General features: G+C 67.5%; 11 protein-coding genes. 9 read left to right on the top strand and 2 right to left on the bottom strand.

Annotated features, from left to right (window positions below; all coding sequences use genetic code 11):
- Positions 1 to 27 precede the first annotated feature (27 nt).
- The 9 genes from ilvC (at position 28) to FS787_RS03150 (ending at position 11,924) form a co-directional block, all read left to right on the top strand.
- Positions 28 to 1,053: a ketol-acid reductoisomerase gene (gene ilvC / locus FS787_RS03190; RefSeq protein ID WP_144670864.1), complete on the top strand. Its 1,026-nt coding sequence runs from the start codon at positions 28 to 30 to the stop codon at positions 1,051 to 1,053.
- A gap of 117 nt (positions 1,054 to 1,170) precedes the next feature.
- The gene (gene serA / locus FS787_RS03185; RefSeq protein WP_144670863.1) at positions 1,171 to 2,766 is read left to right on the top strand and encodes a phosphoglycerate dehydrogenase; all 1,596 of its coding nucleotides are present in this window, start codon (positions 1,171 to 1,173) and stop codon (positions 2,764 to 2,766) included.
- 206 nt (positions 2,767 to 2,972) lie between these two features.
- Positions 2,973 to 5,762, top strand: a complete 2,790-nt coding sequence (locus FS787_RS03180) for an ABC transporter permease (RefSeq protein WP_144670862.1) — start codon at positions 2,973 to 2,975, stop codon at positions 5,760 to 5,762.
- Positions 5,759 to 6,526 carry an ABC transporter ATP-binding protein gene (locus FS787_RS03175; RefSeq protein ID WP_395940308.1) on the top strand — a complete coding sequence of 256 codons (768 nt, stop codon included), beginning with the start codon at positions 5,759 to 5,761 and terminating at the stop codon, positions 6,524 to 6,526. Before FS787_RS03180 ends, FS787_RS03175 begins: the two co-directional genes overlap by 4 nt.
- A 9-nt stretch (positions 6,527 to 6,535) precedes the next feature.
- On the top strand, positions 6,536 to 8,095 hold the full coding sequence (metG, locus tag FS787_RS03170; RefSeq protein ID WP_144670861.1) for a methionine--tRNA ligase: 1,560 nt from the start codon (positions 6,536 to 6,538) through the stop codon (positions 8,093 to 8,095).
- Positions 8,096 to 8,248: 153 nt separating this feature from the next.
- Entirely contained in the window at positions 8,249 to 9,316 is a 1,068-nt protein-coding gene (locus FS787_RS03165; protein WP_144670860.1) for a 3-isopropylmalate dehydrogenase, read from the top strand.
- Positions 9,317 to 9,441: 125 nt separating this feature from the next.
- Positions 9,442 to 10,554, top strand: a complete 1,113-nt coding sequence (locus FS787_RS03160) for a branched-chain amino acid aminotransferase (protein WP_144670859.1) — start codon at positions 9,442 to 9,444, stop codon at positions 10,552 to 10,554.
- 154 nt (positions 10,555 to 10,708) lie between these two features.
- Positions 10,709 to 11,083 (top strand): DUF1304 family protein, encoded by a 375-nt coding sequence (locus FS787_RS03155; RefSeq protein ID WP_144670858.1) that lies wholly within the window; start codon positions 10,709 to 10,711, stop codon positions 11,081 to 11,083.
- A 67-nt stretch (positions 11,084 to 11,150) separates the two neighbouring features.
- On the top strand, positions 11,151 to 11,924 hold the full coding sequence (locus tag FS787_RS03150; protein WP_144671897.1) for an MBL fold metallo-hydrolase: 774 nt from the start codon (positions 11,151 to 11,153) through the stop codon (positions 11,922 to 11,924).
- A gap of 39 nt (positions 11,925 to 11,963) precedes the next feature.
- Here FS787_RS03150 and FS787_RS18085 read toward each other — a convergent pair whose 3' ends face one another.
- Together FS787_RS18085 and FS787_RS18080 are read right to left on the bottom strand one after the other, a co-directional pair.
- Positions 11,964 to 12,455, bottom strand: a complete 492-nt coding sequence (locus FS787_RS18085) for a class F sortase (RefSeq protein ID WP_395940307.1) — start codon at positions 12,453 to 12,455, stop codon at positions 11,964 to 11,966.
- 172 nt (positions 12,456 to 12,627) lie between these two features.
- A complete protein-coding gene (locus tag FS787_RS18080) occupies positions 12,628 to 13,944 on the bottom strand; it encodes a hypothetical protein (RefSeq protein WP_260982372.1) in 1,317 nt (438 codons plus the stop codon).
- Between the last annotated feature and the right edge of the window lie 16 nt (positions 13,945 to 13,960).

Genomic DNA, 13,960 nt, shown 5'->3' with positions numbered 1-13,960 from the left:
AGAATCCATTCAAAAGGAGACACCCCAGTGACTGAAATGTTCTACGACGACGACGCCGACCTGTCGATCATCCAGGGCCGCACCGTCGCCGTCATCGGTTACGGCTCCCAGGGCCACGCCCACGCCCTTAGCCTGCGCGATTCCGGTGTTGACGTCCGCGTCGGCTTGAAGGCCGACTCGAAGTCCCGCGCCAAGGCCGAAGCCGAGGGCCTGCGCGTCCTCGACGTCGCCGCCGCCGTCGCCGAAGCCGACCTGATCATGGTCCTCACCCCGGACCAGGTCCAGCGCCACGTGTACGCCGAGGACATCGCCCCGAACCTGCAGGCCGGCGACGCCCTGTTCTTCGGCCACGGCTTCAACATCCGCTACGGCTACATCCAGCCGCCGGCAGATGTTGACGTCGCCCTCGTTGCCCCGAAGGGCCCGGGCCACATCGTCCGCCGCGAGTTCGAAGCCGGCCGCGGCGTGCCGGACCTGATCGCCGTCGAGCAGAACCCGTCCGGCAAGGCCCGGGAACTGGCACTGTCCTACGCCAAGGCAATCGGCGGCACCCGCGCGGGCGTCATCGAGACAACCTTCACCGAAGAGACCGAAACGGACCTCTTCGGCGAGCAGGCGGTCCTCTGCGGCGGCGCCTCCCAGCTGATCCAGTACGGCTTCGAGGTCCTCACCGAGGCCGGCTACAAGCCCGAGGTTGCCTACTTCGAGGTGCTGCACGAGCTGAAGCTCATCGTTGACCTCATGGTTGAAGGCGGCATCGCCAAGCAGCGCTGGAGCGTCTCCGACACCGCGGAATACGGCGACTACGTCTCCGGCCCGCGTGTGATCACCCCGGACGTGAAGGAAAACATGAAGGCTGTCCTGGCGGACATCCAGGACGGCACCTTCGCCAAGCGCTTCATCGACGATCAGGACGCCGGAGCCCCCGAGTTCAAGGCGCTGCGCAAGAAGGGTGAAGACCACCCGATCGAGGCCACCGGCCGCGAACTGCGCAAGCTGTTCTCCTGGATCAAGAACGAAGACGACTACACCGAAGGCTCAGTGGCCCGCTAGGCACTGACCGGCAGGGGAGCCGGACACCAACTCTGGGGTCCGGCTTCCCTGCTGTGAAGCACCACCCGTTTCACCAAAATCCCCACCTGAAATACAAGAGAGCTAAAGAGGTCACCGGTGACAAGCACCAAACCTGTAGTACTCCTCGCTGAGGAACTTTCGCCCGCCACGATCGACGCCCTTGGCCCGGACTTCGAAGTCCGGCAGACCGACGGCGCGGACCGTTCCCAGCTGCTCTCTGCGATCGCCGACGTCGACGCGATCATGGTCCGCTCCGCCACCCAGGTGGACGCCGAAGCCATCGCCGCCGCGAAGAACCTCAAGGTGATCGCCCGCGCAGGCGTCGGCCTCGACAACGTCGACATCAAGGCCGCCACGCAGGCCGGTGTCATGGTGGTGAACGCCCCGACGTCGAACATCGTCTCCGCCGCCGAACTCACTGTCGGCCACATCCTCAGCCTCGCCCGCCACATCCCGCAGGCCTCCGCCGCGCTCAAGGACGGCGAGTGGAAGCGCTCCAAGTACACCGGCATCGAACTTTTCGAGAAGAAAATCGGCATCATCGGCCTCGGCCGGATCGGCGCCCTCGTCGCCGCCCGCCTGAAGGGCTTCGACACCAAGATCCTTGCCTACGATCCCTACATCACCTCGGCCCGTGCCGCCCAGCTCGGCGTGCAGCTGGTGACCTTTGATGAGCTGCTGGCGCAGTCCGACTTCATCAGCATCCACATGCCCAAAACGCCGGAGACCGTCGGCATGCTCGGCGCCGAGTCCTTCAAGAAGATGAAGAGCACCGCGTACGTCGTCAACGTCGCCCGCGGCGGCCTCGTCGATGAGGAAGCGCTCTACGCCGCGCTCCAGGCTGGCGAAATCGCCGGCGCCGGCGTCGACGTCTTCGACAAGGAGCCCAGCACCGACCTGCCGTTCTTCAAAATGGACAACGTGGTGGTCACCCCGCACCTGGGCGCGTCCACGGACGAAGCCCAGGAAAAGGCCGGCGTCTCGGTGGCCAGGTCCGTCCGCCTGGCCCTCGCCGGGGAGCTGGTTCCCGACGCCGTCAACGTCGCCGGCGGCGTGATCGCCCCCGACGTCCGGCCCGGCATCGCGCTCGTGGAAAAGCTGGGACGCATCTTCACCGCGATGACGCACGCCTCGCTCACCCAGTTCGACGTCGAGGTCGCCGGCGAAATCTCCTCGCTCGACGTCAAGGTGCTCGAACTCGCCGCGCTCAAGGGCATCTTCGCCGACGTTGTGACCGATCAGGTCTCCTACGTCAACGCCCCCGTGATCGCCGAGCAGCGCGGCATCAACGTCCGCCTGATCACGACGCCGGACACCGAGTCGTACCGCAACGTCCTGACCCTGCGCGGCGCCCTGAGCGACGGTTCGCAGATCTCCGTGGCGGGAACTCTGACGGGGCCCAAGCAGGTCCAGAAGCTCGTCGGGATCAACGGCTTCGAGGTGGAGATCCCCATCAGCGAGCACCTCGTGGTGGTGGCCTACGCGGACCGCCCCGGCGTGATCGGCACCATCGGCCACATTCTGGGCATGAACAACATCAACGTCGCCGGCATGCAGGTTGCGCGGCAGGACGAGGGCGGCCAGGCGCTCGCCCTGCTGACCATCGACAGCTCCGTTCCGCAGCAGGTCCTGGACGCCATCAAGGCCGGAATCGGCGCGGATATGGTGCGCGAGGTCGATCTCGAGGACTGACGTCCCCACCGTGGTTACCGGCGGCGGCGTGGGCCGCCGCCGGGTGTCCGCGAACACATGGCTGGTCTGCGTACAATGGCTACGTCCGATTTTCGGATCCGGCCGGCAGCCCGGCCTTTACTTTTGCACACCCGGCAGGGGACGCCTTCACTTCCGCTTTGGGATGAACTTCGGTGTGCGCACGCAATCCAGCTTTCAGGAGCCCAATGAACGCCGTCCAGAGGTTCATCAGAAGCCGAGTGCTTCTGCTGACCGCGTCCATTTTGATCGTGGCCATGTGCCTGTCGGTCCTCGTTCAGGGTCAGTCACAGGCCGCCCTGAACCGGACCGTTGACCAGAACTCGCGGGGACTCTACGACATCCTGGTCCAGGCGAAAACCGAGGACAACGGCGGGCTGATGCAGCCCGAAATCGCCGCCGGCCAAGGCGGCATCAGCTTCGAGCAGCTGGACAGCCTCCGGAAGCTCTCCGGCACCTCCGTGGCAGCGCCCATCAGCCTGGTCTCCCGCGTCACCCAGGACCTCGAGTCCCCGCGCCTGGAGGCCACCGACTACCTCGGCTACCAGGCCGGACTCGCCGGCACCGCCGGGGACCCCACCGCCACGGATCCGAGCAAATGGCCCGCCGCCGAGTCCGTCCTGTCCGACGAGCCGAAGACGTACCGGCTCACGGCCAGCGCCGTCAGCTCCGACGGACACTCCGATCAGACCCTGTTCAAGACCACGGCCGAAGGCTCCCTCGGCAAGGCGCGGCTCATCGAAGAGGACGTGGCCGGCGGCAAGAACGTCCGTATCGCGGGCCCCGAGGGGGAGACCGGCATCAAGTTCCCGGCCCCGGCCGGCGGCTCCGAGCACAACCTCTTTAACCTCTCCGTCTCGCTGCCCCTGGCCCCGCAGGTGACGGAATCCGTCGTCGCCGTCGATCCCGTCTCCGAGCGTGCCCTGCTGGGCAGCGCCGGCGACTTCCTTGCCCCGCTGGAGAAGGCACCGCCCGCCGACGCCCGCAACGCCGGAGCGATCGGCCGCCACTTCGAGAGCCTCTTCACCACCGGCATCGGCATGGACGAACTGAAGGAAGGCCCGGATTTCCTCGGCGTCAAGCTCAAGTACTGGGCCCCGCTGATGAGCCAGTACCAGCAGGCCAAGCGCAACGGCCAGCTGACCGAGGACTCGCAGGCGATCCCGCTGATCGTCCGCTCCGGCACGTCCCTTGACCTCAAATACTCGGTCAAGATCGAGGAAATCGACGCCTCCGGCAACGTCACCAAGGACGTCGGCACCGTGACCCGCTCGCTGGACAAGGACTACCTCCCGTTCGTCTCCAAGTCCCCGTTCTCCCTGGCCTGGCCCGGGTCCAAGGACCTCACCCCGCTGCTCGGCGACACCGCCAGCTTCGGCCAGGGCCTCTACAACCCCGCAACGTGGAGCACCGACTTCGCCGCCGCCCCGAAGTACACCGACGGCCAGGCCGCCGGCAACGGCGCCGTGGACAAGAGCGCCACCCCCGGCGACTGGGTCACCGTGAACCGCCTCCCGGAGAAATCCGCCAGCGGCGAGCCCGTGGACCAGACGCAGCGCAAGCCCGTCGACGAGCGCTCCTACCGCGCCGACCTTGAGACCGGCAAGAAGCTCGCCACGCCGCTCGCAATGGTCTACGGCACGTTCGACGCCGAGAAGGTCAAGGAAGCGGCCGGCGACGTCAACCGCCTGCCCCTGGGCGGCTACGACCCCACCCCGTTCACCCTCACCAAGGACGCCGCCGGCAAGGACGTCGAGAACACCGAGCTCAAGCCCTCGCTCAGCGCCACGGGCCTGGCCAGCCAGTCCGCCGGCGCCATCACGGACTACTACGGCCTCGCCGCCGCCCGCGGCTACGAGGACAACGCCGCCGTGATCGACGCCGTGCGCATCCGCGCCAAGGCACCCGGCAGCTGGAAAGAAGCCCAGCCCGAGGTGGAGAAGCTCGCCAACGAGATCCGCGACATGGGCCTCGAAGCCACCATCGTTGCCGGCTCGGCCCGCGAAGACGCCAGCATCTTCGTCCCCGGCTACTCCAAGGACGACGCCGGCAAGGAAACCCCGCTGGGCACCGTCCAGCAGTCGTGGGTCCGCCAGGACGCCGCCGACGCCGTCACCGGTTCCCTCACCGCCACGAACCTGACACTGCTTTTCCTCACGCTCATCGGCGCGGCCCTGCTGACCGGCGCCTCCACCGTGAGCTACGTCCGGAAACGCCGCACCGAGGCCGGCACCCTGCGCGCCATGGGCTGGACCCAGCGCCGCATCCGGTCCTGGGTGCTTGCCGAATTCGGTGTCGGCGCCGCCCTGCTGGCCGTCGCCGGAATCGTCCTGAGCCTGGTCAGCTGGAACCCGGCCACGGCCATTGTCTCGGCCTCCGTCCTGGTGCTCTACGCCGCGGCGGCCTTCTTCGCCGCCCAGCAGCTGCGCCACCGCGAGGTGGTGGACCAGGAACCGCAGCACGATGAGCGCCTCATCGCAGTGGACTCCCCGCTGACCTTCGCCAACCGGCAGTTGAGCACCAACAAGTTCAACACCATCTCCCTGGCGGTCGCCGTCGGCGTCTTCGCCGCAGCGGTGGGCGGCATGGTGGCGCTCCTGATCGACATTCCCCGCGCCGCCGGCGCCAGCGCGCTGAGCGGGCTCGCCGCCACCAGCATCGCCCTGCCCAGCATCATCCTCGGCCTGTCCGGCGTCGCCGTCGGCCTGCTGCTGACCATGGTCACCGGCCGCTTCGAGCTGCAGGCCAAGCGCCAGTACCTCGGCACACTGCAGGCCATGGGCTGGAACCCGGACATGCTGGGCCAGGTCCGCCTCTTCGAAAATGCCATGGTGGGGACGGTCGCGCTGCCGCTGGGTATCCTCGGCGCCCTCGGCGTTGGCCTCCTCCTCGCCCCTTATGCCGCGCTCTGGGCCGCTGTCGCCGGGCTCGTGGCTGTACTTTGCTGGATTCCGATTGCAACGAAAGTGGTCCGATGAACAACGACCTGAACCTTGACCGTGAGGCTCACGAGCGGATGACGGCAAGCACCCGCCGCGGTGCCCACCAGACGCGCGCCAACACGATCGTGAAGGCCGCCGACCACGCCACGCCGCTGGAGCTCAGCAACATCACCATCCACTACGGCGGCGGCAAGGGCGGTGCCGAAGCCGTCAACGTCGTGGACGACTTCAACATGACGCTGCACGCCGGCGAAATGCACTGCGTCGCCGGCCGCTCCGGCTCCGGCAAGACCAGCATCCTCACCGTCGGCGCGGGCCTGACCCTGCCGACGTCGGGCCGGGTGTTCTGGGAGGGGGACTCCCTCGAGACCATGGGCGACGACGAAATCGCCGACCGCCGCCGGGCCCTGATCGGCTACGTTGACCAGGGCGGAGCCCTGATCGACGGGATGAGCGCGCTGGAGAACGTGCTGCTGCCCGCCGTGCCCGACGGCGAGGTGGACCAGCGCCGCGACATGGCCAAGGACCTCCTGGACCTCGTGGGCCTGGGCCGGCGCATGCGCCACCGCCCGGCGCAGCTCTCCGGCGGCGAACGTCAGCGCGTCGCCATCGCCCGGGCCCTGATCCTGGGCACCCGCGTGCTGGTGGTAGACGAGCCCACCGCCAGCCTGGACCGGTCCTCGGCCAACCGCATCATCAGCATCCTCAAGGACACCACCTCGGACGGAATCGCCGTCCTGGTGGCGTCACACGACCACGAGCTGGTCCGCCAGAGCGACACCCTCACCGAACTGATCTAGGTTAAAACTGTGACCGCTTCCGAAAAAACCCCGTTCTACATCACCACGGCCATCAGCTACCCCAACGGCGTGCCGCACATCGGCCACGCCTACGAGGTCATCGCCACTGACGCGATGGCGCGCTTCAAGCGCCTGGACGGCTACGACGTGTTCTTTATGACCGGCACGGACGAGCACGGCCTGAAGATGCAGCAGACGGCGGAAAAGGAAGGCATCCCGGTCAAGGACCTCGCTGACCGCAACTCGGCCGCCTTCCGGCAGATGAGCGATGACCTCGGCATCTCCCTGAGCCGCTTCATCCGCACAACCGACCCGGACCACTACGAGGCCGCCAAGGCGCTCTGGCAGCGGATGGAAGCCAACGGGGACATCTACCTCTCCAAGTACGCCGGCTGGTACTCGGTCCGCGACGAGCGCTACTTCGTCGAGGACGAGACCGAGGTGCAGGCAGACGGCCTCCGCTACGCCTCCGAGACCGGCACCGAGGTGACCTGGACCGAGGAGGAGAGCTACTTCTTCAAGCTTTCCGCCTACCAGGACCGGCTGCTGGCCCTCTACGCGGACCACCCGACCTTCGGCGCGCCGCACAACCGCTTCAACGAGGTGGTCAGCTTCGTCAAGGGCGGCCTCGAGGACCTGTCGATCAGCCGCACCTCCTTCGACTGGGGTGTTCCCGTCCCGGGCAACCCGGAGCACGTGATGTACGTCTGGGTGGACGCGCTGACCAACTACCTGACCGGCGTCGGCTTCCCCCGCACCGACTCCGAGCTGTTCCGGAAGTACTGGCCGGCGGACGTCCACGTCATCGGCAAGGACATCTCCCGCTTCCACGCCGTCTACTGGCCCGCGTTCCTGATGTCCGCCGGGCTGGAACTGCCCAAGCGCGTGATGATCCACGGCTTCCTGCACAACCAGGGCGTCAAGATGTCCAAGTCGCTGGGCAACGTGGTGGCCCCGGCCGACTGGGTGGCCCAGTACGGCCTGGACCAGGTGCGGTTCTTCCTGCTCCGCGAGGTCCCCTTCGGTGCGGACGGCTCCTACAGCCACGACGCCGTGGTGGGCCGGATGAACGCGGACCTGGCCAACAACTTCGGCAACCTGGCCCAGCGTTCGCTGTCCATGGTGGCGAAGAACTGCGACGGCGCCGTGCCCGTCCCCGGAGGCTTCACCGCCGAGGACGCCGCGCTGCTGGGCCAGGCCAACGGACTGCTGGACATTTCCCGGGCCGCGTTCGAAAAGCAGGAGTTCAGCCGCGCCCTCGAGGCCATCTGGAACGTCCTGGGCGACACCAACGCCTACTTCGCCGAGCAGGCCCCGTGGGTGCTGCGGAAGACCGACGTCGATCGCATGAACACCGTCCTCTACGTGACGCTCGAGGTGCTGCGGATTGTCGCCATCCTCGCCCAGCCGGTCATGCCGGCGGCGACGGCGGCCATTCTGAACACCCTGGGCCAGCCGGAAGGGGAGGCACGCGAGTTCGCCGCCCTGGGCACGCCGATCGTGGCCGGAACCCCGCTGCCCGCCCCGTCCCCGGTCTTCCCGAAGTACGAGGAGCCTGCCGAGGCGTAAACTCCGACGCTCCCGCAGAGGTGAGACTTCGCGCCCATGTCTTTCAGTGACATCGGCGCGAAGTCTCACCTCGACGTCGTTTAACGGGATGCTCTGCGTTCGGATAGTGAGACAAGTTGACCAGCATGTGGATCACTTGGCTACGCTGAAAACATGAGCGCATCCACCATTGATCTGGCCGTCATTCCCGGCGACGGCATTGGCCCCGAGGTCACCGCCGAGGCCGTGAAGGTCCTCGAGAAGGCTGCCGCCGCCGAGGGCATTGTGCTGCAGCAGACGCACTACAAGCTCGGCGCGCAGCACTGGCTCGAAACGGGGGAGACCCTGCCGGAGGAGACCCTGGCCGATCTCCGCACCCGCGACGCCATCCTCTTCGGTGCCGTCGGCGCGGCCCCGGGCGATACCCGCATCCCCTCCGGCATCATCGAGCGTGAGTTGCTGCTCAAGCTGCGCTTCAGCCTGGACCACTTCGTCAACCTGCGCCCGTCCCGGCTGTACCCGGGCGTCGCCAGCCCGCTCGCCAACCCCGGCGACATCGATTTCATCGTGGTCCGCGAGGGCACTGAGGGCCCCTACGTCGGCAACGGCGGGACGCTGCGCCCCGGCACCCCGCACGAGGTAGCCACCGAAGTCTCGCTCAACACGGCCCACGGCGTGGAGCGTGTGGTCCGCGACGCCTTCCGCCGGGCCAACGACCGCCCACGCAAGAGGCTGACCCTGGTCCACAAGCACAACGTCCTGGTCTTCGCCGGCCACCTCTGGAAGCGGACGGTGGAGGCTGTGGCCCAGGAGTTCCCGGATGTCACCCATGACTACCTGCACATCGATGCCGCCACGATCTTTATGGTCACGGACCCGGCGCGCTTTGACGTGATTGTCACGGACAACCTCTTCGGCGACATCATTACCGACCTCGCCGCTGCGGTCACCGGCGGCATCGGCCTGGCCGCCTCCGGCAACATCAACATGGAGCGCACCGCCCCGTCCATGTTCGAACCCGTCCACGGTTCGGCTCCGGACATTGCCGGCCAGCAGAAGGCGGACCCGACGGCGGCCATTCTCTCCGCCGCTCTGCTGCTGGACCACCTGGGCTACGGCGCCGCCGCCCGCAAGGTTGAGGCGGCCGTCGTCGCCGACGTCGCGGCCCGCGGCACGGCAGCCCCGGGCACTGCAGCGCGCACCACCAGCGCGATCGGTGACGCCATCGCCGCCGCCCTGTAACCGCCACGAGGCACCGGGCCGGCGGCCCCGCCAACGGGCGTAAGCTTGTTTCGAATCACCAATATGCTGCCGTGGTCCGGAGATGAACCACGTTTACACACCAGGCAGCCGACCGTGGAGGAACCATGACTCAGACTGCCCATGGCGTCGAATTCACCCAGCAGCCCTCGGCAACCCCGAAGTCCGCTGAAGAACGTGCTGCCATCCTGGCGAACCCGGGTTTCGGCAACCATTTCACCGACCACACCGCGATCGTTGACTACAGCGTCGACGCCGAGGGCAAGGGCGGCTGGCACAGTGCCCGGGTTGAGGCCTACGGCCCCATCTCTCTGGATCCCTCCGCCGCCGTGCTGCACTATGGCCAGGAAATCTTCGAGGGCCTCAAGGCGTACCGCCACGCCGACGGCTCCATCTGGACCTTCCGGCCGGAGGCCAACGCCGCCCGCCTGAACAAGTCGGCCCGCCGCCTGGCCCTCCCCGAACTCCCCGAAGAGTACTTCCTGGGCGCCATCCGCGAGCTTGTTTCCGTGGACAAGGAATGGGTCCCCTCCGGCGACGGCGAAGCCCTCTACCTGCGGCCGTTCATGATCGCCACCGAGGCCTTCCTCGGCGTCCGCGCCGCCCGCGAAGTGTCCTTCCGCGTCATCGCCTCCCCGGCCGGCAACTACTTCGGCGGCGAACTCAAGCCCGTCTCCATCTGGATTTCCCGCGAATACGCCCGCGCCGGCCGCGGCGGAACCGGCGCCGCGAAGTGCGGCGGCAACTACGCCGCGTCTCTGATCGCGCAGCAGGAAGCCGAGGCCCACGGCTGCAAGCAGGTCCTCTTCCTGGACCAGTTCAATGACAACGCCGTGGAAGAGCTCGGCGGCATGAACGTGTTCTTCGTGATGAAGGACGGCTCACTGGTGACCCCCGCGCTGAGCGGCACCATCCTGGAGGGCATCACGCGGATGTCCGTTATCCAGGTGGCCAAGGACATGGGCCGAGAGGTCACCGAACGCAAGATCACGCTGGATGAATGGCGCGACGGCGTGGCCTCCGGCGAGATCGCCGAGGTCTTCGCCTGCGGCACCGCCGCCGTGATCACCCCCATCGGCGTACTCAAGGACGACACCGAATTCATCGGCTCCGAGGACGCGAAGGCGGGGGAGACCACCATGGCCATCCGCGAGCAGCTCCTGGGCATCCAGACCGGCACCGTCGAGGACACCCACGGCTGGCTGACCCGCCTGGCCTAAGCGGTAGCGCCTTACTTACATAGGCAGCGTTCGACGGCGGCACCCACCTTCCGGTGGGGAGGCCGCCGTCGTCGTTAATCGCCCGGTGCGTGGTCCGGTGGCGCCGGTCAGAAGCCCCTAGCCACGTCCCGGACGCAGGGGCACAATATGGCGCATGACTGGACTTGTTCAGGTTCTGGGTGTCATTTTCGGGGTCCTGCTGATCCTCGTGGGGATCCTGGAGTCCTTCTTCTTCCGGGACCAGCGCTTCCACCGGCTGTTCCTCATCAAGCCGGAGGACACGGAAACCGTGCGGATGTGGGTCTTCAACCTGGGGTTCTACAACATGATCTGGGGTGTGGGCGCGACCGTGGGCTCGGTTATGCTGACGGGCGACCAGCCCGCAGCCGGGGAGGCGCTGCTGCTGTTCACCTGCCTGGGCCACGTCCTGCTGGGCATCATCCTGGTCCTGTCCGAGCGGCGGCTGTGGGCGAGTGCCATCGCCGAGGCGCTGCTGCCGGCCGTCATTGCGGTGATGCTGCTGGTATGACGCCGGCACTGCATCCCGTCCGGTTCGGTGGGAAGATGGAACTGTGATCCCCGACGACCCCCGCGCCATGGTGCGCAGCACAGAGCTGACCCGCTTCAGGCTGGCCCCCAACCCGGGGCCGATGAGCCTGCACGGGACCAACTCCTACGTCATTGCCGCCCCCGGCGCGGCCGGCACCGTCGTGGTCGATCCCGGGCCGCTGGACGAGCCGCACCTGCAGGAACTGGCCCGGGCCGGGACCGTCGAGCTCATCCTGATCACGCACCGGCACGCGGACCACACAGCCGCAGCCGCCCGCTTCGCCGAGCTCACCGGCGCACCCGTGCGCGCCAAGGACCCGGCCCATTGTCACGGCGGTGAACCCCTCGCGGACGGCGAAGTCATCCACGCCGCCGGCGCGGAAATTCGGGTCGTGGCCACACCGGGCCACACCTCGGATTCGGTCTGCTTCCACCTGCCCGACGACGGCGCCCGCGGCTCGGTCCTCACCGGCGACACGATCCTGGGCCTCGGCACCACGGTTCTGGACTACCCCGACGGCACTCTGGGGGACTACCTCGCCTCCCTGGACCGGCTGGAACTGCTGGGCGCCGCCACCGTCCTCCCGGCCCACGGGCCCATGCTGCCGGCACTGGACACGATCGTCCGCGCCTACCGGGACCACCGCGAGGACCGCCTAGCGCAGATCCGCACTGCCCTGGACGGCCTGGGCGCCGGCGCCGAGGTGACCGAAGTGGCGGACGCTGTGTATGCCGCCGTCGACCCCGCCGTCCGGCCCGCGGCGGAACTGTCCGTGGCCGCCCAGCTGCACTACCTGCGCACGGACAGCGGCACCCTTTAGAGGACGATTTGCGCGGGATACGGTTCCTGCAGCTGCCGGCTACGGGTTGGGCACGGCCGTGACAATCACGTTCTTACCCTGGATGTCTTCGGTATAGCAGCTGATGAGCACCAGCTGGCCGGGCACGATGTTCCACACATTGCTCGAACGCAGCGTGTCTTTGTCGTGGGTGGTGACGCTCAGCACCTTGAAATTCACGGTGCCTGTCGCCGTGCTGACGCTCAGTTCGTCCCCGATTGCGGACTGGCCGCTGAGCCGGTTGAAAGGGGCCTCGGCGTTTTCCCAGCTGTGCCCGGCGATGTACGTCGTGTTGCTTGAGCCGGAACCAGGCTGCCCGTAGTTTGTGAGCCAGTAGGCGTCCATGGTCGTCGGCGGGACCAGGGAACCGGCTCGCAGTTCGCCGGCGCTTGGCGTCAGCGGGAGCACGGAGAGTTCAATGCCGGCGGCCGGATAGCTGATCCATAGGGGAGGGGAGGCCGGGGGAAGTGCAGACGAGCCAGGTCTGGCTCCTCGGACGGCCCCCGGAGCCACGTCGGTCTCAACAATGGACTGCCGCGGAGCCGGAGAGGGCTCCGCGGCAACTGACGTCGGCTCGTGGGGGCCGCCAGGCGTACAGCCCGGCAGCACTCCCACAAGACCGGTGAGCAGCGCGATTTGGATTAGAGCCTTTCCTCCGGAACGGCACCACCCATCGGCCTGTTGGCTACCCACGCACAGAGCGGCGCCGCACGCCAAATGAAGCAGCCGCGAGGACGACGAGTCCTCCCAGCGACCATGCGGCCACCGGCAGCCCGCCCTGACCCTGGGGACTAGCAGGTGCTTGAGCGGCGGCATCGGTGATAACGCCGGTCTGCACGTTCAGGCCGGGATTGGCCGCATTTGCAGCACCGGTCTGTTGCGCCGGAGCTGAGGACGAAACCTCAACTGCCGCACGCCGGGACTCCGTGGCTATCACCGGCGCCACGACCGGCGTGGCCACAGCCACTGGTGTCTTTGGGACGGTCTCAGAAGTTGCCGCGCAGGCTTCGAGGGCAGTACGGAACAGCCGGTCGATGGATGCGGGGTCAGGAGGCGTCGTTGTTTGAGCGTGCAGCGCCTTGGCGGCCGCGCTGGCTGTAGCCAGAGCCGCATCTGCTGCAGCAATGCCTTCCACATTCTGGGCCGCCAGGAGGGTGGCCTGCGCCCGCGTGACGCCATCGGCTGCGGTATCGGCCTGATCGTTGGCGGCGCGGAACGCATCGTCGGCCTGCATGAGGTGATCACCCATCTCCCACAACAGCTGCTCCGCGGCTTCTACCCTGTTCCAGGCATCCGCCAGCTGAGCCTCACCGTCGGCCTTCACGCCTTCGAGTGCCAATTTTGCTGCAGCCAGCTGCGCCTCAGCCGCTTCCAGCACCACTTGCTTGGCCAGCAGTGCGGCTTGGGCGGCATCGATCGCCGGCTGGTCCTGAGACGCGTTGGCGGCTTCCAGCGCTGTTTGGGCGGCAGTGACACTAACAGCGGCAGCGGACTGCGCGGCGGTCGCTGCTTCGAGCTGAGTCCTTGCTTGTTCCTCGGCCGCGGCATTCAGCTCAGGCAGCTCATCAAGTTCGGTCTGGATCCGGTCCACGCGGTCGGCCGCCCACCTGGCGGTGTCGAGTGCGCGTTGCAGTCGCTCCCGGGCCGACTCCAAGCCGGTTTCCGTCTTGGCTGCGGACGCGACGGCGACGTCGAGGTCGGCCTGCGCCTGGACAGCGTCGGCAACGGCGGCTGCGGCCAGGGCATCGCGGGCCTGCTGCGCTTCGGTCACGGCTTGATTTGCTGCCGCGACTTGGGCGGAAAGTGTGTTGCTCGCGCCGGTAGCGGTCAAGGCGGCCTGGTAGCTTGCCTGCGCAGCGGTGCATGTTTCCGACTCTGCAGCGAAGGCCGGCGCAGAAAATACGACTAGCCCTCCGGAGGCGATCACAGCGGTTGCCGCGCCGGTTGCTAATCTCCCGCCGAGACGTTTAGAGCGCGCTGAAGAAGTATCGATGCCTAACATGTTTCCCCCATTGAAC

Source organism: Arthrobacter sp. U41, from assembly GCF_007679325.1.
Lineage (GTDB): Bacteria > Actinomycetota > Actinomycetes > Actinomycetales > Micrococcaceae > Arthrobacter.
Note: the sequence above shows the minus strand (reverse complement) of the source record. Positions and strands in the feature narration are given on the sequence as shown.

What these genes read in the sequence shown, in the direction of transcription:
- FS787_RS03175 (WP_395940308.1), top strand. Translation starts at nt 5,759, where the DNA reads ATGAACAACGACCTGAACCTTGACCGTGAGGCTCACGAGCGGATGACG.
- FS787_RS03155 (WP_144670858.1), top strand. Translation starts at nt 10,709, where the DNA reads ATGACTGGACTTGTTCAGGTTCTGGGTGTCATTTTCGGGGTCCTGCTG.
- FS787_RS03165 (WP_144670860.1), top strand. Translation starts at nt 8,249, where the DNA reads ATGAGCGCATCCACCATTGATCTGGCCGTCATTCCCGGCGACGGCATT.
- FS787_RS03160 (WP_144670859.1), top strand. Translation starts at nt 9,442, where the DNA reads ATGACTCAGACTGCCCATGGCGTCGAATTCACCCAGCAGCCCTCGGCA.
- FS787_RS03180 (WP_144670862.1), top strand. Translation starts at nt 2,973, where the DNA reads ATGAACGCCGTCCAGAGGTTCATCAGAAGCCGAGTGCTTCTGCTGACC.
- FS787_RS18080 (WP_260982372.1), bottom strand. Translation starts at nt 13,944, where the DNA reads ATGTTAGGCATCGATACTTCTTCAGCGCGCTCTAAACGTCTCGGCGGG.
- FS787_RS03150 (WP_144671897.1), top strand. Translation starts at nt 11,151, where the DNA reads ATGGTGCGCAGCACAGAGCTGACCCGCTTCAGGCTGGCCCCCAACCCG.